The 20,631-nt window shown below is 50.9% G+C and carries 18 protein-coding genes and 7 tRNA genes; 17 read left to right on the top strand and 8 right to left on the bottom strand.

Features of this window, described 5'->3' with window-relative positions:
• Window positions 1–68: 68 nt before the first annotated feature.
• Window positions 69–1,709: a phosphoglucomutase (alpha-D-glucose-1,6-bisphosphate-dependent) gene (gene pgm / locus FEK42_RS17410; RefSeq protein ID WP_001295675.1), complete on the bottom strand. Its 1,641-nt coding sequence runs from the start codon at window positions 1,707–1,709 to the stop codon at window positions 69–71.
• A gap of 28 nt (window positions 1,710–1,737) precedes the next feature.
• Complete coding sequence (gene seqA, locus FEK42_RS17405) at window positions 1,738–2,283, bottom strand: replication initiation negative regulator SeqA (RefSeq protein ID WP_130209830.1); 546 nt, start codon at window positions 2,281–2,283, stop codon at window positions 1,738–1,740.
• A gap of 184 nt (window positions 2,284–2,467) precedes the next feature.
• Between seqA and ybfF the strand changes: the two genes are divergently transcribed.
• The 5 genes from ybfF (at window position 2,468) to fur (ending at window position 5,070) form a co-directional block, all read left to right on the top strand.
• A complete protein-coding gene (ybfF, locus tag FEK42_RS17400; RefSeq protein ID WP_135492621.1) occupies window positions 2,468–3,232 on the top strand; it encodes an esterase in 765 nt (254 codons plus the stop codon).
• Between the two features lie 139 nt (window positions 3,233–3,371).
• Window positions 3,372–3,665 carry a LexA regulated protein gene (gene ybfE / locus FEK42_RS17395; RefSeq protein ID WP_064528940.1) on the top strand — a complete coding sequence of 98 codons (294 nt, stop codon included), beginning with the start codon at window positions 3,372–3,374 and terminating at the stop codon, window positions 3,663–3,665.
• 139 nt (window positions 3,666–3,804) lie between these two features.
• Window positions 3,805–4,335, top strand: a complete 531-nt coding sequence (gene fldA / locus FEK42_RS17390) for a flavodoxin FldA (RefSeq protein ID WP_010346538.1) — start codon at window positions 3,805–3,807, stop codon at window positions 4,333–4,335.
• Window positions 4,336–4,544: 209 nt separating this feature from the next.
• Entirely contained in the window at window positions 4,545–4,631 is an 87-nt protein-coding gene (gene uof / locus FEK42_RS17385) for a fur leader peptide (RefSeq protein WP_010380762.1), read from the top strand.
• A complete protein-coding gene (fur, locus tag FEK42_RS17380) occupies window positions 4,624–5,070 on the top strand; it encodes a ferric iron uptake transcriptional regulator (protein ID WP_000131706.1) in 447 nt (148 codons plus the stop codon). The genes uof and fur overlap by 8 nt, the downstream gene beginning before the upstream one ends.
• 83 nt (window positions 5,071–5,153) lie before the next feature.
• On the opposite strand, the gene chiQ is transcribed toward fur, so the two are convergent.
• The 4 genes from chiQ to nagE all read right to left on the bottom strand — a co-directional run bounded on the left by chiQ (window position 5,154) and on the right by nagE (window position 11,393).
• Window positions 5,154–5,480 carry a ChiQ/YbfN family lipoprotein gene (gene chiQ / locus FEK42_RS17375; RefSeq protein WP_000733594.1) on the bottom strand — a complete coding sequence of 109 codons (327 nt, stop codon included), beginning with the start codon at window positions 5,478–5,480 and terminating at the stop codon, window positions 5,154–5,156.
• A gap of 49 nt (window positions 5,481–5,529) precedes the next feature.
• Window positions 5,530–6,936, bottom strand: a complete 1,407-nt coding sequence (gene chiP / locus FEK42_RS17370) for a chitoporin (protein ID WP_135492620.1) — start codon at window positions 6,934–6,936, stop codon at window positions 5,530–5,532.
• A gap of 577 nt (window positions 6,937–7,513) precedes the next feature.
• The gene (gene glnS, locus FEK42_RS17365) at window positions 7,514–9,178 is read right to left on the bottom strand and encodes a glutamine--tRNA ligase (RefSeq protein WP_135492619.1); all 1,665 of its coding nucleotides are present in this window, start codon (window positions 9,176–9,178) and stop codon (window positions 7,514–7,516) included.
• A gap of 268 nt (window positions 9,179–9,446) precedes the next feature.
• A complete protein-coding gene (gene nagE / locus FEK42_RS17360) occupies window positions 9,447–11,393 on the bottom strand; it encodes a PTS N-acetyl glucosamine transporter subunit IIABC (protein WP_135492618.1) in 1,947 nt (648 codons plus the stop codon).
• A gap of 333 nt (window positions 11,394–11,726) precedes the next feature.
• Here nagE and nagB point away from each other — a divergent pair, with 333 nt between their 5' ends.
• From nagB to asnB, 5 genes are all read left to right on the top strand, one after another.
• Window positions 11,727–12,527: a glucosamine-6-phosphate deaminase gene (gene nagB, locus FEK42_RS17355; protein WP_130260225.1), complete on the top strand. Its 801-nt coding sequence runs from the start codon at window positions 11,727–11,729 to the stop codon at window positions 12,525–12,527.
• Window positions 12,528–12,588: 61 nt separating this feature from the next.
• A complete protein-coding gene (gene nagA / locus FEK42_RS17350) occupies window positions 12,589–13,737 on the top strand; it encodes an N-acetylglucosamine-6-phosphate deacetylase (protein WP_021540168.1) in 1,149 nt (382 codons plus the stop codon).
• Window positions 13,738–13,745: 8 nt separating this feature from the next.
• A complete protein-coding gene (nagC, locus tag FEK42_RS17345; protein WP_130209818.1) occupies window positions 13,746–14,966 on the top strand; it encodes a DNA-binding transcriptional regulator NagC in 1,221 nt (406 codons plus the stop codon).
• A 47-nt stretch (window positions 14,967–15,013) separates the two neighbouring features.
• Entirely contained in the window at window positions 15,014–15,766 is a 753-nt protein-coding gene (gene nagD, locus FEK42_RS17340; protein ID WP_000153129.1) for a ribonucleotide monophosphatase NagD, read from the top strand.
• 256 nt (window positions 15,767–16,022) lie between these two features.
• Entirely contained in the window at window positions 16,023–17,687 is a 1,665-nt protein-coding gene (gene asnB / locus FEK42_RS17335; RefSeq protein ID WP_000337081.1) for an asparagine synthase B, read from the top strand.
• A 41-nt stretch (window positions 17,688–17,728) separates the two neighbouring features.
• Here asnB and FEK42_RS17330 read toward each other — a convergent pair whose 3' ends face one another.
• On the bottom strand, window positions 17,729–18,166 hold the full coding sequence (locus FEK42_RS17330; protein WP_135490950.1) for a hypothetical protein: 438 nt from the start codon (window positions 18,164–18,166) through the stop codon (window positions 17,729–17,731).
• A gap of 330 nt (window positions 18,167–18,496) precedes the next feature.
• Here FEK42_RS17330 and FEK42_RS17325 point away from each other — a divergent pair.
• From FEK42_RS17325 to FEK42_RS17295, 7 genes are all read left to right on the top strand, one after another.
• A tRNA-Met gene (locus tag FEK42_RS17325) sits at window positions 18,497–18,573 on the top strand.
• Window positions 18,574–18,582: 9 nt separating this feature from the next.
• Window positions 18,583–18,667: transfer RNA gene (locus FEK42_RS17320), tRNA-Leu, on the top strand.
• Window positions 18,668–18,690: 23 nt separating this feature from the next.
• Window positions 18,691–18,765 (top strand) — tRNA-Gln (locus tag FEK42_RS17315).
• 34 nt (window positions 18,766–18,799) lie between these two features.
• Window positions 18,800–18,874: transfer RNA gene (locus tag FEK42_RS17310), tRNA-Gln, on the top strand.
• 15 nt (window positions 18,875–18,889) lie between these two features.
• A tRNA-Met gene (locus FEK42_RS17305) sits at window positions 18,890–18,966 on the top strand.
• A 48-nt stretch (window positions 18,967–19,014) separates the two neighbouring features.
• Window positions 19,015–19,089 (top strand) — tRNA-Gln (locus FEK42_RS17300).
• 37 nt (window positions 19,090–19,126) lie between these two features.
• A tRNA-Gln gene (locus FEK42_RS17295) sits at window positions 19,127–19,201 on the top strand.
• A 153-nt stretch (window positions 19,202–19,354) separates the two neighbouring features.
• Here FEK42_RS17295 and ubiF read toward each other — a convergent pair.
• The gene (ubiF, locus tag FEK42_RS17290) at window positions 19,355–20,530 is read right to left on the bottom strand and encodes a 3-demethoxyubiquinol 3-hydroxylase (protein ID WP_135492617.1); all 1,176 of its coding nucleotides are present in this window, start codon (window positions 20,528–20,530) and stop codon (window positions 19,355–19,357) included.
• Window positions 20,531–20,631 lie beyond the last annotated feature (101 nt).

Here is a 20,631-nt window from a genome sequence, read left to right as displayed (position 1 = left end):
TAGCGCATCAGGCAGTCATAAGTAAAAAAGGGCGATCTTCCGACCGCCCTTTTTCTTATTTTCTGTGATTACGCGTTTTTCAGAACTTCGCTAACAATCTCAACCGCTTCTTTCTCAATCTGCTTACGATGTTCTTCACCAAGGAAGCTTTCGCAGTAGATCTTATATGCGTCTTCGGTGCCTGACGGACGCGCGGCGAACCAGCCGTTGTCAGTCATCACTTTCAGGCCGCCGATAGAAGCACCGTTGCCAGGCGCTGCGGTCAGGCGCGCGGTAATCGGGTCACCTGCCAGGGTGCTGGCGCTCACCATTTCCGGAGACAGCTTAGACAGCGCCGCTTTTTGTGCGGAAGTCGCAGCTGCCTGCAAACGGTTGTAGCTCGGCGCACCAAAGCGTTTTGCCAGTTCGTTGTAGTGTTCCTGCGGATTCTTACCGGTGACAGCGGTGATTTCCGCCGCCAGCAGACACATAATGATGCCGTCTTTATCGGTGGACCACGGCGTGCCGTCGAAACGCAGGAAGGAAGCGCCTGCACTCTCTTCGCCGCCAAAGCCGAAGCTGCCATCAAACAGACCATCAACAAACCATTTGAAACCTACCGGCACTTCTACCAGCTTACGGCCCAAGTCATTGACCACACGGTCGATCATCGCAGATGAAACCAGCGTTTTACCGACGGCAACATCTTTGCCCCACTGCGGACGATGCTGGAACAGGTAGTTGATCGCCACTGCCAGGTAGTGGTTCGGGTTCATCAAACCAGCCGGAGTGACGATACCGTGACGGTCATAATCCGGGTCATTGGCAAACGCCAGATCAAACTTATCACGCAGCGCCAGCAGGCCCGCCATCGCACACTCGGAGGAACAGTCCATACGGATTGCGCCGTCTTTATCGAGGTGCATAAAGCGGAAGGTTTGATCGACCTGATCGTTAACAATGGTCAGGTTGAGGTTGTAATACTCGCCAATGCGCTTCCAGTATTCGATACCGGAACCGCCCAACGGATCAACACCCAGCGTCAGGCCAGCTTTCTGAATCGCTGCCATATCAACGATATCGGCCAGACCTTCTACGAACGGTTGCACAAGATCTTGCTCTTTCACATGACCAGATGCCATCGCTTCGTCGAGGGAGATACGCTTCACGCCTTTCAGGCCATCGGCCATCAGCGCGTTGGCCCTGTCTTCCACCACTTTTGTGACATTGGTATCAGCCGGGCCACCATTTGGCGGGTTGTACTTGATACCACCGTCTTCCGGCGGGTTATGGGACGGCGTAATCACGATACCATCTGCCAGCGGTCCACCTTTTTTATTGTGAACCAGAATGGCATTAGAGACGGCCGGTGTTGGAGTGAAGCCATTGTTTTCCTGCACAATAACGTCTACCCCGTTCGCTGCCAGCACTTCCAGTACAGAAATAAACGCAGGTTCGGACAGGGCGTGAGTATCTTTACCCACATAGCAAGGGCCAGTGATGCCGTTTTTCGCCCGTTCTTCGGCAATCGCCTGAGCAATAGCCAGAATATGCGGCTCGTTAAAGCTATGGCGCGCTGCACTGCCACGGTGACCGGAAGTACCGAATTTCACCGCGTGCTCCGCATTCCCTGCTTCTGGTTTCAGTACATAATATTGCGCCGTCAGTTGGGCGACGTTTATCAAATCACTCTGCTGTGCAGGTTGGCCTGCACGATTGTGGATTGCCATTGCTTTGTCCTTTATCTGCAACGTTGTTTTAAATTGTCCCGCAAACCTTTTCAATCAATTCCGCCGGGAATTGCATCGACTGCATGATGTGTTCAATCATGCTGCATTTACGGCCAGTGTTAGTGTTGGTGATCACCCAATACGGCGTGCCTGGCACATGCTTCGGCTTGGTCTGATTACCATTTTTCAGCAGCGTCTGTTCATCTGCTGCAAAGTAAACGCGCGTGCGGCCGTGCAACGATTCCGTTGCCTCGGCAAACGCCTGGGCGTCAAGAGAATATAGTGTAGACAACAGCAGCATAAAGCGATTGACCGCTCGCTTTTGCTCTGCGTATTCATCGGAAAGCAAAAGTTCACGCATCGCGCGCACTTTGTCTTTCACCGTTTTGATCGGCTTCGCTTCGACGATAGCAGGCGACGCAATGCGAACCTCTTTCGTCACCGGAGCAACAGGCTGTGATGCGGCGGAAAACTTCAACATACGCCGTAAAATGTCGGATGCGCTCTCGCCGATATGCTTAGTGTGGCTGGCAATATAGCTGTAGAGTTCATCATCAACTTCAATCGTTTTCATCTTAATCCAGTGCGGTGTCTTAGCTGAATACAAGTCGCCAGGAGTATATGAATAAATCCCGGCAGCGGATAGCGTCAAGCCTGGCTTGCAGAAAAAATCGGATTAAACCTTATTTGTTGCAGCCCTGTGGCACAATGGTCAACATAATACCCTAACCCAACTACACGAAAAAAAGAACTTTGCCATGAAATTGAATATCCGCGCGCAATCTGCACAAAATCAGCATAATAATTATCCCATCGTCCTCGTCCACGGGTTGTTTGGTAGCCTTGACAACCTCGGCGTGCTGGCGCGCGACCTGGTAAACGATCACAATATCATCCAGGTTGATATGCGTAACCACGGACTTTCGCCACGAGATCCACACATGAATTACCCGGCGATGGCCCAGGATCTTGTTGATACTCTGAATGCGCTGCAGATCGATAAGGCGACATTTATTGGTCACTCAATGGGTGGTAAAGCTGTGATGGCACTGACCGCGTTGGCGCCCGATCGCATCGAGAAACTGGTAGCGATCGATATCTCGCCGGTGGACTATCACGTACGCCGTCATGATGAAATTTTCGCAGCTATCAACGCGGTCAGTGGATCCGACGCGCAAACGCGCCAACAGGCCGCTGTAGTGATGCGCCAATATATTAATGAAGAGGGCGTGATTCAATTCCTGCTGAAATCTTTTGTTGACGGTGAGTGGCGTTTTAACGTGCCAGTATTATGGGATCAGTATCCACATATTGTTGGCTGGGAGAAGATTCCGGCATGGAACCACCCTGCTCTGTTTATTCCTGGCGGCAATTCCCCGTATGTTACTGAACAGTATCGTGATGATTTGCTGGCACAATTCCCACAAGCACGGGCGCATGTCATTGCAGGCGCGGGGCATTGGGTACACGCAGAAAAACCGGATGCTGTGCTGCGGGCTATCCGTCGCTATCTTAATGATTAACGCAACTGATTAAAAACTCAGCGTCCGCGCGGCATTCCGCGCGTGGGCGTTGGCGAGATTCCTCACGCTGTTGTATTATGGCGGGCTATCCATCCGGGCAGGCGCCTGGCTGATTGTTTCCCCCGAAGTCACCAAGATCATGGCCAAAGAACAAACGGACCGTACGACATTAGATCTGTTCGCGCACGAGCGTCGACCGGGACGACCGAAAACCAATCCGCTTTCGCGCGATGAACAGCTGCGTATTAATAAACGCAACCAGCTAAAACGCGACAAAGTACGTGGCCTTAAGCGTGTCGAACTGAAGCTGAACGCGGAAGCTGTCGAGGCGCTGAACGAGCTGGCGGAGTCGCGCAATATGAGCCGTAGCGAACTGATCGAAGAGATATTGATGCAGCAACTGGCGGCGCTGCGTAATCAGGGCATCGTTTAAATATCCACTTTCGTGTAGCACAGTGTGCAGTCCTGCTCGTTTGCTGATTCCGCAAGACTGCCTGTTCTGCTATGATTGCCTTTATCCGTGGGCAATTTGCCACCCCCATTTCAATAAGTTTCAAGAGGTTATTTCACTCATGGCTATCACTGGCATCTTTTTCGGCAGCGACACCGGTAATACCGAAAATATCGCAAAAATGATTCAAAAACAGCTTGGTAAAGACGTTGCCGATGTCCATGACATTGCAAAAAGCAGCAAAGAAGATCTGGAAGCTTATGACATTCTTCTGCTGGGCATCCCAACCTGGTACTATGGCGAAGCACAGTGTGACTGGGACGACTTCTTCCCGACTCTCGAAGAGATTGATTTCAATGGTAAACTGGTTGCGCTGTTTGGCTGTGGCGACCAGGAAGATTATGCAGAATATTTCTGCGACGCCTTAGGCACCATTCGTGACATTATTGAACCGCGCGGTGCGACCATCGTCGGTCACTGGCCAACTGCGGGCTATCATTTCGAAGCATCAAAAGGTCTGGCGGATGATGACCACTTTGTCGGCCTGGCTATCGACGAAGACCGTCAGCCAGAACTGACCGCCGAACGTGTAGAAAAATGGGTAAAACAAATTTCTGAAGAACTGCATCTCGACGAAATTATCAATGCCTGATGTACTGCGGCGTAGACTCATGTCTACGCCGTATTAATAGATAATGCCAATCAAAATAATTGCTACAAATTTGTAACTTTTGCCGTAGTACCTGTACAATGTTCCAGTATTGAAGTGGCCTTACCGATGTAAATGTAAGCTAAGCCACGTTTTTATTAACAATATTTGCCAGGGACTTGTAGTTTTCATTTAGGCATGGCAAATCTATAATGATACGCATTATCTCAAGAGCAAATTCTGTCACTTCTTTTAATGAAGTGAACCGCTTAGTAACAGGACAGATTCCGCATGACTGATAACAATACCGCCCTAAAGAAAGCTGGCCTGAAAGTAACGCTTCCTCGCTTAAAAATCCTGGAAGTTCTTCAGGAGCCGGACAACCATCACGTCAGTGCGGAAGATTTATACAAACGTCTGATCGATATGGGTGAAGAAATTGGTCTGGCTACGGTATATCGTGTACTGAACCAGTTTGACGACGCCGGTATCGTCACCCGCCACAATTTTGAAGGCGGTAAATCCGTATTTGAACTGACTCAACAACATCACCACGATCACCTGATCTGCCTCGACTGCGGAAAGGTTATCGAATTTAGTGATGAATCTATCGAAGCGCGTCAGCGTGAAATTGCCGCGAAGCATGGCATTCGCCTGACTAACCATAGTCTCTATCTTTACGGTCACTGTGCCGAAGGCGATTGCCGCGAAGATGAGCACGCGCACGAAGGCAAATAAGCCAGCCTGAACGAAAAAAGCCAACCTGCGGGTTGGCTTTTTTATACAAGGGAAATAAGAAAAGCGAGAGTTACAGCCCTCACTTATTTGTTATTACTGCGAATTTCCTGCCAGACCTTATCACAATCGGCTTTCACTGCCTGGTCATTACCGGTTTGCGTTGCCTGGATGCACTGCTGATAATCCAGTACGCGGACACTTTCCTGCTCGGCAAATTGCTGATGTTGTTTCTCTTTCTTCAGCACGTTTAACACGCTCTGACAGGCTTCAATTTTTTCCGGCGAACCTTGCGCGGTATTGATACAGGCGCTGTACGCCTCTTTCAGGCGGCTGTCTTCCTGTGGTGCGGTTGATTGCGCACAAGCCACCAGCCCCGATGCCATCATGGCGATGAGAATCAGTTTTTTCATAGCGAATTCCTCAAATGTGCGGCAGGCACAAAACCTGCCGCGTAGGGCATCAGAAGATGGTGAATGGTGCGATTACCATGAATTTCACGTCGCGCTCATCCTGGAAGATGTTACCGTAACCGCCGCCCCAGCTTGGGATGTCGGAGTGGTTGTCGTATTCGGTGAAGTGCAGTTTGAACATCGTGCCCTTGGCACGACCGTCCTGAATGGTGTAGACCGCATCCAGGCTGTATGCAGACTCTTCAATAGTCCGGTTCTTGTCGTAGTACGCATCCGGATTGCTCTGCCAGGTCGCAGGTTTAGCATCCCATGCGTAAACGTAGGAAGCGCCGATGGCGAAGCCTGGAAGGTTCCAGTTTTTCAGGTCATACATCGCGCCGAAGAAGACCGCTTTTTCGCCGTTGGCGTTAAAGTCAGAACGGTTATCCCACCAGATATCCAGGCGACCGTTCGAGGAAGCGTAGGTTGGCGTCATACGTTGCAGGAAGTATCCCTGCTGACCGTCAGCTTTAACCCAGGTGCCTTCGAGGCGTAAATCCACTACGTCAGCCGCCCGGTAACCAAAGGTCAACGCTTGCAGCCAGGCGGTACCATCATAAAGATCGTTGACGCTACGATCGTCAACTTTATCGCGCGTACCGTAGAACTGGTAGCTGGCGGTTAGCGGGCTACCGGCGATATCAAATTTATAGCTGGCTTTGGCAAAGTACTGATCGATATACCCTTCCGCCTGACCAAACGCCGCTTCCAGCACGAAGTTATTTTTGAAGTCGTATTTCGCACCGATGGAGTGCAGATAATCAACTTTGGTGGTTTTATCGTTCTGATAAAACTCATCCATTTCCAGATGCCACGGCGCTTTGTATTCGTTGGTCCACATGTAGGAGAAACTCAACGCACCAACATCGCCGTAATCAAAATTAGCCCCGGCTTCCGCGCCCTGATAGGTACCCGGCATAAAGCTCCAGTGCGGCGCTAACAGCGTTTGACCAGTTGGCTGAATGTAACCTGCCCTCGCCCACACCGGACCGTATTTAAATTTGGCCGCTGCTTTATACAGGCTTATACCACTTTTATCGCCGGACCAGTCTTCGTCATAGGCTTTATTACTTTTTGAAAACGCGATTTCGTTCGGGTGGGAGCTGTCGCCGTTTTCCGCCATTTCAATCGCCGTAAACGCGGCAATATCAAGGCCGAATATATCAGCAGCATAACCGGACTGAAAATCGAGGTTGGCATTCCAGGTGGAGTGAGAAAGGTTGGTTTTGTATTTGTCGCCGTCGGTAACATCTTTACGGTCGCGTTCACGCTGCCAGTAATAGATACCGCCGGTTAAGGTTGAATCGTCGATGAATCCTTCGGCGCGAGCCTCCGGCATTGCCACCAGGCCCGACATTGCTGTAACACCGGCGATAGCCAGCGCCAGCGTACTACGTTTGCCACTAAACGTACGCATGGGTTAATCCTCTTTGACGTATAAATTGCTGCACCACAGGTGAACAGCGAAAAAAATAAAAATTAAAAAAGTAGCGTTGAGAAAAGTCTCGCTGACTACAGGAATAGACTATTTTTCGCGACGCGAATTATCAATCTCTTTCTGTAACGAGAATGTAAGAACATGAGCAACCGCACATATTTTGATGATTTTTGTTACAAGGTTTAATTGTGTACCAGGCGAGCGGGTAGAAGAAAAAATATGTGGCTTTCCAGTAAGATGAAAGCGGTTACATTTAAATTAATTATAATTTGTGATTTTAAATTTGTTGCATGAATAAATTGCGAAGCGAAATTAATTCGCGAAGAAAAGCAGAAAAAACGCCGCTGAACGCGGCGTTTTGAATTGTTTGCATGTTTCTTGCCGGATGCGGTGTGAAGGCCTATCCGGCCTACAAAAGCACGCAAATTCAATATATTGCAGAGATCACGTAGGCCTGATAAGCGTAGCGCATCAGGCAGTTTAGCGTTTGAAACTGTTTGTCTGTTCCTTGCCGGATGCGGTGTAAACGCCACACCCGGCCTGGTAGAACTTAAAATTACTCGCCTACTTTCGCCCAGGTATCACGCAGCCCAACGGTGCGGTTAAATACCGGTTTTTCCGCTGTGGAATGGCGGCTGTCGAGGCAGAAGTAGCCTTCACGCTCAAACTGGAATGCTTTACCTGCCACCGCATCTTTCAGAGACGGTTCAGCAAAGCCCTGTTTGATGACCAGAGAATCCTGGTTAATCACCGACAGGAAATCATCCGCAGCGCCTGGATTCGGCACACTGAACAGACGATCGTACAGGCGGATTTCAACCGGCAGCGCATGTGCCGCGCTTACCCAGTGAATAACGCCTTTGACTTTACGACCATCAGCCGGATCTTTGCTTAAGGTGTCGGCGTCATAAGTACAGAAGATGGTGGTGATATTGCCTTCGGCATCTTTCTCCACGCGTTCCGCTTTAATCACGTAAGCATTACGCAGACGCACTTCTTTACCCAGCACCAGACGTTTGTACTGCTTGTTAGCTTCTTCGCGGAAATCGGCGCGATCGATCCAAATCTCACCGCTAAACGGTACCTGACGGCTGCCCATTTCCGGTTTATTCGGATGGTTCGGCATGGTGACCATTTCGCCTTCGCCCTGATAGTTTTCGATAACCAGTTTCACCGGATCGATAACTGCCATTGCACGCGGCGCGTTCTCGTTGAGATCTTCACGAATGCAGGATTCCAGCGATGCCATCTCAATGGTGTTGTCCTGCTTGGTCACGCCAATGCGTTTGCAGAACTCACGAATAGAAGCCGCAGTGTAACCACGACGACGCAGACCGGAAATGGTCGGCATACGTGGATCATCCCAACCTTCTACGTGCTTGTCGGTGACCAGTTGGTTCAGCTTACGCTTGGACATCACGGTGTATTCCAGATTCAGGCGCGAGAATTCGTACTGGCGCGGATGAACAGGAATGGTGATGTTGTCCAGTACCCAGTCGTACAGACGACGGTTATCCTGGAACTCCAGCGTACACAGAGAGTGCGTAATGCCTTCCAGCGCATCGCTGATGCAGTGGGTGAAGTCGTACATCGGGTAGATGCACCACTTGTTGCCAGTCTGGTGGTGTTCAGCAAACTTAATGCGGTACAGCACCGGATCGCGCATCACGATAAACGGCGAAGCCATGTCGATTTTCGCGCGCAGGCAGGCTTTACCTTCGTCAAAACCACCGGTACGCATTTTTTCGAACAGCGCCAGGTTCTCTTCAACGCTGCGGTCGCGGTACGGGCTGTTTTTACCCGGCTGCGTCAGAGTGCCACGATATTCGCGGATCTGTTCCGGCGTCAGCTCATCGACATACGCCAGGCCTTTATTGATCAGTTCAACAGCATAGGCATGGAGTTGATCAAAATAATCGGAGGAGTAACGGACGTTACCAGACCAGTGAAAACCTAACCACTCTACGTCGTTTTTGATCGACTCGACGTACTCAATATCTTCTTTTACCGGGTTAGTGTCGTCGAAACGCAGGTTGCACTGGCCTTTATAGTCCTGGGCGATCCCGAAGTTCAGGCAGATAGATTTCGCATGGCCAATATGCAGATAGCCATTCGGCTCCGGCGGGAAACGGGTGTGTACTGTGGTGTGCTTACCACTGGCCAGATCTTCATCGATGATCTGACGAATAAAGTTAGTCGGGCGGGCTTCTGCCTCACTCATCGTGGATTCCTCAAAGCGTAAACAACGTATAACGGCGTATGATCTTATAAGCGGGACAGGCTGACAACTGTTAGTTAGAGAAAATCGAAAAATCTAACAGAGATTATGGGGATAGTTGATGAAAAAAAAAGCGGCGAAGATGGTATCCGCCGCTTTTACCAGTCAGAAGTCATTGTTGGATGCGACGCTTATGCGTCTTATCCAACCTACACAGCGCTTTGGTAGGCCTGATAAGACGCGTCAAACGTCGCATCAGGCATAAAGCAGATTACTTTTTGATTTCATACAGCGGTGTTTGACCCGCCACAACATGGCCCTGAGCTTTAATGATCAAGCCGCTGAAATCGTCGATATTGCTGCAAACCACCGGGCTAATCATCGAGCGGGCGTTAGCGTTCAGGTAATCCAGATCCATTTCCAGAATCGGTTGCCCTGCGCTTACCTGCGCGCCCTCTTCCACCAGACGTTTAAAGCCTTTACCTTCCAGCGCTACGGTGTCGATACCCATGTGGACGACGATCTCTGCGCCCTTTTCAGTTTCAAGGCAGAACGCGTGGTTGGTGTTGAAGATTTTCACGATGGTTCCCGCCGCTGGTGATACAACGATTTTATCCGTCGGTTTCACCGCCACACCGTCGCCCACAGCTTTGCTGGCGAACGCTTCGTCTGGCACCTGATCCAGTGCGACAACATCACCGGTAATTGGCGATACCAGCTCAGCGATAGACACTGCGTTTGGTACAGCCTGCGGTTTCACTACCGGAGCGGCAGTTGCCGGAGCAGCTTCAGCAGAAGCAGCAGCTACCGGGCCACGAGCAACGACTTTCTTCATCGCATCGCCGATGGATTCTGCTTTCGCGCCGACAATCACCTGGATGGTCTGTTTGTTCAGTTTCACCACCCCAGAGGCCCCCAGGCGTTTACACATCGCATCGTTGACACGTGCTGAGTCAGCCACAGTCAAGCGCAGACGAGTAATACAGGCGTCAATCGCTTTTAGATTGTCACTACCACCAACTGCCGCAATGTAGTTGGTGGCCAGTTGAGTTAAGCCTTCTTCGGTATTGCTGTTCGCTTCTTCAGTAACGATCTCGTCATCTTTATCTTCACGACCTGGCGTTTTCAGGTTGAACATACGGATAACCGCACTGAACACCACAAAGTAGATAGCGAAGAAAACAACGCCCATCACCAGCAGCATCCAGACGTTCTGGCTGGCTGCTGGCAGGTTGTACATCAACGCGTAGTCGATAGCGCCCGCAGAGAAGGAGAAGCCCGCGTGGATCCCCAGCAACGTTGCCACAAACAGACTGATACCCGTCAGCAGTGCGTGCAGGAGGTACAGCAGCGGAGCAAGGAACATAAACAGGAATTCCAGCGGCTCAGTCACACCGGTCAGGAACGCGGTGATAGCAACAGAAAGCAGCATCCCGCCAACCATCGGGCGACGCTCTTTCGGTGCTGCGAAGTACATCGCCAGCGCCGCACCTGGCAGACCGAACATCATGATCGGGAAGAAGCCAGACATGAACATCCCCGCAGTGCCGTCGCCCGCATAGAAGCGGTTGATGTCGCCGTGGAAAACCGTACCCGCCGCGTTGGTGAATTCACCAATCTGGAACCAGGCGATGGTGTTCAGTACCTGATGCAGACCGGTTGGGATCAGCAGACGGTTGATGAAACCAAAGATACCGGAACCCAGCGCGCCCGCAGAAACGATCCACTCGCCGCCTGCATGGATAGCGTGCTGTACCGGCGGCCAGACGTAACCAAAAATGGCTGCCAGCACCAGGCAGAAGAAGCCGGTGGCGATCGGCACAAAACGTTTGCCGCCGAAGAAGCTCAGGAAGTCCGGCAGTTTAATATCAGACCAACGGTTATAGACTGCACCACCGACCAGACCGGTAATGATACCTGCCAGAACCCCCATGTTAATTTCTGGGTTGATGGTCACCATCGCTTTAGTTAACACAAAGTAACCAACCGCACCCGCCAACGCAGCTGCACCTGCACTGTCTTTGGACCAGCTGGAGGCCACGCCGATCGCAAAGATCAACGCCAGGTTATCAAAAATCGCGCCACCTGCCTGGGCAATAAACGCAACATTAAGTAAATCTGGCTGGCCGAATCGCAGCAACAGTGCCGCCACCGGCAGCACCGCGATAGGGAGCTGTAACGCCCTACCGAGTCGCTGGAAAAAACCTAAAATATTCATCTTATTCCCCCTATGAAACCCCTATTTGGCTTGTTTAAAGCCGTTTTTTTATTTTGCTACCGTTTTTACTGCCGATGGTCTGAGTTCAGATTATTAGATAATCTACCTCAGAGTTTGTGAAAATTTAATTCGTATCGCAAATTAAAAGCGTGCCTTTTGTGAGTTTTGTCACCAAATATCGTTATCACCACTCCCATTTACTGGCTAAATCAGAAAACTTATTTTATCATTCAAAAAATCAGGTCGGATTGACGCCTGTCTGCGCAAATCCAGGTTACGCTTAAAGATGCCTAATCCGCCAACGGCTTACTTTTTACTTACTTGAGGTGAATAATGAGACTGATACCCCTGACTACCGCTGAACAGGTCGGCAAATGGGCTGCTCGCCATATCGTTAATCGTATTAATGCGTTCAAACCGACAGCCGATCGTCCGTTTGTGCTTGGCCTGCCGACTGGCGGCACGCCGATGACCACTTACAAGGCGTTAGTCGAAATGCATAAAGCAGGCCAGGTCAGCTTTAAGCACGTTGTCACCTTCAACATGGACGAATATGTCGGTCTGCCGAAAGAGCATCCGGAAAGCTACTACAGTTTTATGCACCGTAACTTCTTCGATCACGTTGATATTCCAGTAGAAAATATCAACCTTCTCAACGGTAATGCCCCGGATATCGACGCCGAATGCCGCCAGTATGAAGAAAAAATTCGCTCTTACGGTAAAATCCATCTGTTTATGGGCGGTGTAGGTAACGACGGTCACATTGCATTTAACGAACCGGCCTCTTCACTTGCCTCTCGCACCCGTATCAAAACCCTGACACATGACACTCGCGTCGCAAACTCTCGTTTCTTTGATAACGATGTTAATCAGGTGCCAAAATATGCGCTGACCGTAGGTGTGGGTACACTGCTGGATGCCGAAGAAGTGATGATTCTGGTGCTGGGCAGCCAGAAAGCACTGGCACTGCAGGCTGCCGTTGAAGGTTGCGTTAACCACATGTGGACCATCAGCTGTCTGCAACTGCATCCGAAAGCCATCATGGTGTGCGATGAACCTTCCACCATGGAGCTGAAAGTTAAGACTTTAAGATATTTCAACGAATTAGAAGCAGAAAATATCAAAGGTCTGTAATTGTTATCCCTGCCCTGACGCCTTGCTCAGGGCATTATTATTTTTGAAATCGGGGGTCGGAATGTATGCATTAACCCAGGGCCGGATCTTTACCGGTCATGAATTTCTTGATGACCATGCAGTTGTTATCGCTGATGGCCTGATTAAAAGCGTCTGCCCAATAGCGGAACTGCCGCCAGAGATTGAACAACGTTCACTGAACGGGGCCATTCTCTCCCCCGGTTTTATCGATGTGCAGTTAAACGGCTGCGGCGGCGTGCAGTTCAACGATACCGCTGAAGCGGTCAGCGTGGAAACGCTGGAAATCATGCAGAAAGCCAATGAGAAATCAGGCTGCACTAACTATTTGCCGACGCTTATCACCACCAGCGATGAGCTGATGAAACAGGGCGTGCGCGTTATGCGCGAGTACCTGGCAAAACATCCGAATCAGGCGTTAGGTCTGCATCTGGAAGGTCCGTGGCTGAATTTGGTAAAAAAAGGCACCCATAATCCGAATTTTGTGCGCAAACCTGATGCCGCGCTGGTCGATTTCCTGTGTGAAAATGCCGATGTCATTACCAAAGTGACGCTGGCACCGGAAATGGTTCCAGCAGAAGTGATCAGCAAACTGGCAAATGCCGGGATTGTGGTGTCTGCCGGTCACTCCAATGCAACGTTGAAAGAAGCGAAAGCCGGTTTCCGCGCGGGGATTACCTTTGCCACCCATCTGTACAACGCGATGCCGTATATTACGGGCCGTGAGCCGGGCCTGGCGGGCGCGATCCTCGACGAAGCTGACATTTATTGCGGTATTATCGCTGATGGCCTGCATGTTGATTACGCCAACATTCGTAACGCTAAACGTCTGAAAGGCGACAAACTGTGTCTGGTTACCGATGCCACCGCGCCAGCAGGTGCCAATATTGAACAGTTCATTTTTGCGGGTAAAACAATATACTACCGCAACGGACTTTGTGTGGATGAGAATGGTACGTTAAGTGGTTCATCCTTAACCATGATTGAAGGCGTGCGTAATCTGGTTGAACATTGCGGTATCGCACTGGATGAAGTGCTGCGTATGGCGACGCTCTATCCGGCTCGTGCGATTGGCGTTGAAAAACGTCTCGGCACGCTCGCCGCAGGTAAAGTGGCCAACCTGACCGCATTCACACCTGATTTTAAAATCACCAGGACCATCGTTAACGGTAACGAGGTCGTAACCCAATAAGAGAAAGTATGACACCAGGCGGACAAGCTCAGATAGGTAATGTTGATCTCGTAAAACAGCTTAACAGCGCGGCGGTTTATCGCCTGATTGACCAGCATGGGCCAATCTCGCGAATTCAGATTGCTGAGCAAAGCCAGCTTGCCCCCGCCAGCGTAACCAAAATTACGCGTCAGCTTATCGAACGCGGGCTGATCAAAGAAGTTGATCAGCAGGCCTCCACCGGGGGCCGCCGCGCTATCTCTATCGTCACCGAAACCCGCAATTTCCACGCAATCGGCGTACGTCTCGGTCGTCACGACGCCACCATCACCCTGTTTGATCTCAGCAGCAAAGTTCTGGCAGAAGAACATTACCCGCTACCGGAACGTACCCAGCAGACGCTGGAACATGCCCTGCTGAATGCCATTACTCAGTTTATTGAGAACCACCAGCGCAAGCTGCGGGAGCTGATCGCGATTTCAGTGATCCTGCCAGGGCTGGTCGACCCGGACAGCGGCAAAATTCACTACATGCCGCATATTCAGGTGGAAAACTGGGGGCTGGTTGAAGCACTGGAAGAGCGTTTTAAAGTGACCTGTTTTGTCGGCCACGATATCCGCAGTCTGGCGCTGGCAGAGCACTACTTCGGTGCAAGTCAGGATTGCGAAGACTTCATTCTGGTGCGTGTCCATCGCGGAACGGGGGCCGGGATTATCTCTAATGGGCGCATTTTTATTGGCCGCAACGGCAACGTCGGTGAAATTGGCCATATTCAGGTCGAACCGCTGGGTGAACGCTGCCACTGCGGCAACTTTGGCTGCCTGGAAACTATCGCTGCCAACGCTGCCATTGAACAACGGGTGTTGAATTTATTAAAGCAGGGCTACCAGAGCCGTGTGCCACTGGACGACTGCACCATCAAAACTATCTGCAAAGCCGCGAACAAAGGCGATAGCCTGGCCTCGGAAGTGATCGAGTATGTCGGTCGTCATCTGGGCAAAACCATCGCCATTGCTATCAACTTATTTAATCCGCAAAAAATTGTTATCGCTGGTGAGATCACCGAAGCCGATAAAGTGCTGCTCCCTGCTATCGAAAGCTGCATTAATACTCAGGCACTGAAGGCGTTTCGCACTAATCTACCGGTGGTACGTTCTGAGCTGGATCACCGCTCGGCAATCGGCGCTTTTGCGCTGGTAAAACGCGCCATGCTCAACGGTATTTTGCTCCAGCATTTGCTGGAAAATTAATGTGCTTTTATAGTGGCGCTTATTGTTGTCAATATTCTGGGTAGTCCATGACCATTAAAAATGTAATTTGCGATATCGACGGCGTGCTGATGCACGATAACGTCGCCGTACCGGGTGCAGCGGAATTTTTGCACGGGATTATGGATAAAGGCCTGCCGCTGGTGTTGCTGACCAACTATCCTTCGCAGACCGGGCAAGATCTGGCGAACCGCTTTGCCACTGCCGGTGTCGATGTGCCGGACAGCGTGTTTTATACCTCCGCGATGGCAACCGCCGATTTCCTGCGTCGCCAGGAAGGCAAGAAAGCGTATGTGGTGGGCGAAGGCGCGCTGATTCATGAGCTGTACAAAGCTGGTTTTACGATTACCGATGTGAACCCTGATTTTGTGATTGTTGGCGAAACACGCTCCTACAACTGGGACATGATGCATAAAGCGGCCTATTTTGTCGCTAATGGTGCACGCTTTATCGCCACCAACCCAGATACTCACGGACGCGGTTTTTATCCCGCCTGTGGCGCGCTGTGCGCGGGCATTGAGAAAATCTCCGGACGTAAACCGTTCTATGTTGGTAAGCCGAGTCCGTGGATCATCCGCGCGGCATTAAACAAAATGCAGGCGCATTCGGAAGAAACGGTGATTGTCGGCGATAACCTGCGTACCGATATTCTGGCGGGCTTCCAGGCCGGTCTGGAGACGATTCTTGTGCTCTCTGGTGTTTCATCGCTTGACGATATCGACAGCATGCCGTTCCGCCCCAGCTGGATTTATCCGTCGGTCGCTGAAATCGACGTTATCTGAATACCAACCACGTCTGCGGACGTGGTTTCTTATTTTTACCCATCATTAAAATTCACCCATTCAATAAAACCCACTAAAAATTATCGAATCATCAACAAACACATCCTTACACCAGACCTTTTTTCACCAATCGACAATCACCATTACGTTTTTTATTTTTTCACCGTCAAATCGCTTGCGCACAGTGCTGCTTTGCGGCATTTTTTTAAACAAGCAAACACAACAAGCAACAAATACCAGGTTAACGGAGAAGGTTATGTGTTCAATTTTTGGCGTATTCGATATCAAAACAGACGCAGTTGAGCTGCGGAAGAAAGCACTCGAGCTGTCACGCCTGATGCGTCATCGTGGCCCGGACTGGTCCGGTATTTATGCCAGCGATAACGCCATTCTCGCCCACGAACGTCTGTCAATTGTTGACGTTAACGCGGGGGCGCAACCTCTCTACAACCAACAAAAAACCCACGTACTGGCGGTAAACGGTGAAATCTACAACCACCAGGCATTGCGTGCCGAGTATGGCGATCGTTACCAGTTCCAGACTGGATCTGACTGCGAAGTGATCCTCGCGCTGTATCAGGAAAAAGGGCCGGAATTTCTCGACGACTTGCAGGGCATGTTTGCCTTTGCCCTGTACGACAGCGAAAAAGATGCATATCTGATTGGTCGCGACCATCTGGGGATCATCCCACTGTATATGGGGTATGACGAACACGGTCAGTTGTATGTGGCCTCAGAAATGAAAGCCCTGGTGCCAGTTTGCCGCACGATTAAAGAGTTCCCGGCGGGGAGCTATTTATGGAGTCAGGACGGCGAAATCCGTTCTTATTATCATCGCGACTGGTTCGACTACGATGCGGTGAAAGATAACGTGACCGACAAAAACGAGCTGCGTCAGGCGCTGGAAGATTCCGTTAAAAGCCATCTGATGTCTGACGTGCCTTACGGCGTGCTGCTCTCGGGGGGGCTGGATTCCTCAATTATTTCCGCGATCACCAAGAAATACGCCGCCCGTCGCGTGGAAGATCAGGAACGCTCTGAAGCCTGGTGGCCGCAGTTGCACTCCTTTGCTGTAGGTCTGCCGGGTTCACCGGATCTGAAAGCAGCCCAGGAAGTGGCAAACCATCTGGGCACTGTACATCACGAAATTCACTTCACTGTACAGGAAGGTCTGGATGCCATCCGCGACGTGATTTACCACATCGAAACTTATGATGTGACCACTATTCGCGCTTCAACACCGATGTATTTAATGTCGCGTAAGATCAAGGCTATGGGCATTAAAATGGTGTTGTCCGGTGAAGGTTCTGACGAAGTGTTTGGCGGTTATCTTTACTTCCACAAAGCGCCGAACGCTAAAGAACTGCATGAAGAGACAGTGCGTAAACTGCTGGCCCTGCATATGTATGACTGCGCGCGTGCCAACAAAGCGATGTCAGCCTGGGGCGTGGAAGCACGCGTTCCGTTCCTCGACAAGAAATTCCTCGACGTGGCGATGCGTATTAACCCGCAGGATAAAATGTGCGGTAACGGTAAGATGGAAAAACACATCCTGCGTGAATGTTTTGAGTCGTACCTGCCTGCAAGTGTTGCCTGGCGGCAGAAAGAGCAGTTCTCCGATGGCGTCGGTTACAGTTGGATTGACACACTGAAAGAAGTGGCGGCACAGCAGGTTTCTGATCAGCAACTGGAAACAGCCCGCTTCCGCTTCCCATACAACACGCCGACCTCAAAAGAAGCGTACCTGTACCGGGAGATTTTTGAAGAACTGTTCCCGCTTCCGAGCGCCGCTGAGTGCGTGCCGGGCGGTCCTTCCGTCGCTTGTTCTTCCGCTAAAGCGATCGAGTGGGATGAGGCGTTCAAGAAAATGGACGATCCGTCTGGTCGTGCGGTTGGCGTTCACCAGTCAGCGTATAAATAAGACGTGTAATATTGCCCCGGAGAAATCCGGGGCAATTTCAGTTACTGGGAAGCTTGTTGATTCTGATATGCAGTGAGGAAATGTTCCGGATTTGCTACATCGCTGTCAGATAACTCATTACTGTAATCGACTGACCAGGTTGCCGATTCCTCCGGGATATGCAGGCTTCCATTTCCCTCTTTCAGGCGTAATAACTCAAAAGATTCACCCTTGATTACAGCGGTATAAGATTTCTCACCTTCCTGTAATACTTTTACTTTGCAGCGAAAAATCTGACCATCGATGTCATTATCAACATGCGATACCTGAACGAGTGCCTCATTAGACGCTTTCGGCCCGATTCGCATCATCCACACCACAGCGCCTTCCTGCCCACGATAGCCAAAAACATATTTACCGATTTCCGGTTTGACCGTATCGGCAAACGCGGATTGCATAAGTAATAAGACACCCATCAACATCGTCATAAAACGCAGCATAGTATTCCCTCAATAAATCGCCTGAAGTGATAGCAGAGATGCAGGCGTAGCGATCCCTGCCCTGTCCTGTTGCAACGGGCCAGTATTTCATAGATTAATTTCCCACCACTATTGTTGAATTCCGAATTTCATCCTGTATGACAAAAGAATGGCTGTAGGGTGGGAAAAAACACAAAGTAAACAATAATTGACGAATATAGCGCCACGCTGTTCGCAACCTAACCAAACAGTCACTTTCGAGCAATTTTCCTTGAAAAAGAGGTTGACGCTGCAAGGCTCTATACGCATAATGCGCCCCGCAACGCCGATAAGGTATCGCGAAAAAAAGATGGCTACGTAGCTCAGTTGGTTAGAGCACATCACTCATAATGATGGGGTCACAGGTTCGAATCCCGTCGTAGCCACCATCTTTTTTTGCGGGAGTGGCGAAATTGGTAGACGCACCAGATTTAGGTTCTGGCGCCGCAAGGTGTGCGAGTTCAAGTCTCGCCTCCCGCACCATTCACCAGAAAGCGTTGTACGGATGGGGTATCGCCAAGCGGTAAGGCACCGGTTTTTGATACCGGCATTCCCTGGTTCGAATCCAGGTACCCCAGCCATCTTCTTCGAGTAAGCGGTTCACCGCCCGGTTATTGGGGTATCGCCAAGCGGTAAGGCACCGGTTTTTGATACCGGCATTCCCTGGTTCGAATCCAGGTACCCCAGCCATCGAAGAAATAATCTGGCTACGTAGCTCAGTTGGTTAGAGCACATCACTCATAATGATGGGGTCACAGGTTCGAATCCCGTCGTAGCCACCAAATTCTGAATCTGTCGAATAGATTCGGCAAATTCAAAAACAAATTTGTTGGGGTATCGCCAAGCGGTAAGGCACCGGATTCTGATTCCGGCATTCCGAGGTTCGAATCCTCGTACCCCAGCCAATTTATTCAAGACGCTTACTTTGTAAGTGCACCCAGTTGGGGTATCGCCAAGCGGTAAGGCACCGGATTCTGATTCCGGCATTCCGAGGTTCGAATCCTCGTACCCCAGCCACATTAAAAAAGCTCGCTTCGGCGAGCTTTTTGCTTTTCTGCGTATATTCAATGCCGAATGTGATGCTGACACGTCTTATCCTTCAATGTCGGATGCGACGCTGCCGCGTCTTATCCGACCTACGGTTGGCATGCATCCGGCAATGTTATAAGGCTACAACCCTAACGCATATTTCAGCGCCTGACGTTTCAACACGCCAGCACGCTCCGCAGCCATCAAACCAAGATTACGCACAAAACGCAGCGGCGGCAGATTATTGCTGAATCCGGCATAAAACAGATCCATACCACTTTGCATAATGAAGTTATCCGCCATGCGCCGCATCTGGTAACGCTTGAGGACAGGATAACTGGCCCACGCTTCGCCGTAGCTGCGGGCGTTCACCAGAACGTCAATCAGGGCATCGACATCACGATAACCAAGATTCACCCCCTGCCCCGCCAGCGGATGGATGGTATGCGCGGCATCGCCCACCAGCGCCAGCCCCGGCTGCACATACTGCAACGCATGGCGACGTGTAAGTGGAAACGCACCTGCGGCAAGCGGTGTCACGTAACCCAGACGCGACGGGAAATGCTTCGCGATTTCCGCCTGTAACTGCGCCATATTCATATTCTGCAACTGGCGAATGCGCGCCGGAGAGTCATACCACACCAGCGATGCCCAGTTATCAAACAGCGGCAGAAACGCACGCGGTCCGTCCGGGATAAATTGCTGCCAGGTGCTGTCGCCGGGATCGTTCTCGCACTGTACGCTAATCAACATACACGACTGCGCATACTGCCAGGCATGAACGCCAATTCCCGCCATCTGCCGCACCTGCGAATTTGCGCCGTCGGCACCAATCACCAGCTTCGCGCGGATCACTTCGCCGCCCTTCAGTTCCAGCTCCTGAAGATCATTATGGCGATGCAGCGCAATCAGCGAGGTTGGCACACGTAACGTCACGTTCGGATGCGCTTCCAGCGCCTGCCACAACGCCTGTTGCAGGACAGTGTTTTCTACCATATAGCCCAGCAACGGTAACTTAAGTTCAGCGGCGTCAAACGCCACATGCGCCGTTTCCCACTCCCAGGTTTCCAGTCTGCGGTAAGGATGGCAACGCATAGCCTGTACTGCATCCCAGACGCCTAAACCTTTAAGCAATGATACCGAAGCCGCACTAATCGCCGAGATCCGCACATCCGGCTGGCTATCAGCGACAAACGGCGCAGGTTCTGCGTGCTCGATTACCGTTACCGAAAATCCGTGCTGTGCCAGTCCCAGCGCCAGTGCACCGCCGACCATTCCTCCGCCGACAATGGCAATTTCCGTTGGTTGATTTGTCATGGTCAATCATCCTGTTAGCAATATGCTTTAAGTTTACAGGATTTTTACCCCCAAGGGCTGATAACGCTCATACTGGTCACAACGGCAGCAAAGCATTACAC

The organism is Escherichia sp. E2748 (assembly GCF_005781125.1).
GTDB lineage: Bacteria > Pseudomonadota > Gammaproteobacteria > Enterobacterales > Enterobacteriaceae > Escherichia.
Note: the sequence above shows the minus strand (reverse complement) of the source record. Positions and strands in the feature narration are given on the sequence as shown.

What these genes read in the sequence shown, in the direction of transcription:
- asnB (WP_000337081.1), top strand. Translation starts at nt 16,023, where the DNA reads ATGTGTTCAATTTTTGGCGTATTCGATATCAAAACAGACGCAGTTGAG.
- fur (WP_000131706.1), top strand. Translation starts at nt 4,624, where the DNA reads ATGACTGATAACAATACCGCCCTAAAGAAAGCTGGCCTGAAAGTAACG.
- nagB (WP_130260225.1), top strand. Translation starts at nt 11,727, where the DNA reads ATGAGACTGATACCCCTGACTACCGCTGAACAGGTCGGCAAATGGGCT.
- fldA (WP_010346538.1), top strand. Translation starts at nt 3,805, where the DNA reads ATGGCTATCACTGGCATCTTTTTCGGCAGCGACACCGGTAATACCGAA.
- FEK42_RS17330 (WP_135490950.1), bottom strand. Translation starts at nt 18,166, where the DNA reads ATGCTGCGTTTTATGACGATGTTGATGGGTGTCTTATTACTTATGCAA.
- nagE (WP_135492618.1), bottom strand. Translation starts at nt 11,393, where the DNA reads ATGAATATTTTAGGTTTTTTCCAGCGACTCGGTAGGGCGTTACAGCTC.
- ybfF (WP_135492621.1), top strand. Translation starts at nt 2,468, where the DNA reads ATGAAATTGAATATCCGCGCGCAATCTGCACAAAATCAGCATAATAAT.
- pgm (WP_001295675.1), bottom strand. Translation starts at nt 1,709, where the DNA reads ATGGCAATCCACAATCGTGCAGGCCAACCTGCACAGCAGAGTGATTTG.
- nagC (WP_130209818.1), top strand. Translation starts at nt 13,746, where the DNA reads ATGACACCAGGCGGACAAGCTCAGATAGGTAATGTTGATCTCGTAAAA.
- nagA (WP_021540168.1), top strand. Translation starts at nt 12,589, where the DNA reads ATGTATGCATTAACCCAGGGCCGGATCTTTACCGGTCATGAATTTCTT.
- ybfE (WP_064528940.1), top strand. Translation starts at nt 3,372, where the DNA reads ATGGCCAAAGAACAAACGGACCGTACGACATTAGATCTGTTCGCGCAC.
- ubiF (WP_135492617.1), bottom strand. Translation starts at nt 20,530, where the DNA reads ATGACAAATCAACCAACGGAAATTGCCATTGTCGGCGGAGGAATGGTC.
- chiQ (WP_000733594.1), bottom strand. Translation starts at nt 5,480, where the DNA reads ATGAAAAAACTGATTCTCATCGCCATGATGGCATCGGGGCTGGTGGCT.
- glnS (WP_135492619.1), bottom strand. Translation starts at nt 9,178, where the DNA reads ATGAGTGAGGCAGAAGCCCGCCCGACTAACTTTATTCGTCAGATCATC.
- seqA (WP_130209830.1), bottom strand. Translation starts at nt 2,283, where the DNA reads ATGAAAACGATTGAAGTTGATGATGAACTCTACAGCTATATTGCCAGC.
- chiP (WP_135492620.1), bottom strand. Translation starts at nt 6,936, where the DNA reads ATGCGTACGTTTAGTGGCAAACGTAGTACGCTGGCGCTGGCTATCGCC.
- nagD (WP_000153129.1), top strand. Translation starts at nt 15,014, where the DNA reads ATGACCATTAAAAATGTAATTTGCGATATCGACGGCGTGCTGATGCAC.
- uof (WP_010380762.1), top strand. Translation starts at nt 4,545, where the DNA reads ATGATACGCATTATCTCAAGAGCAAATTCTGTCACTTCTTTTAATGAA.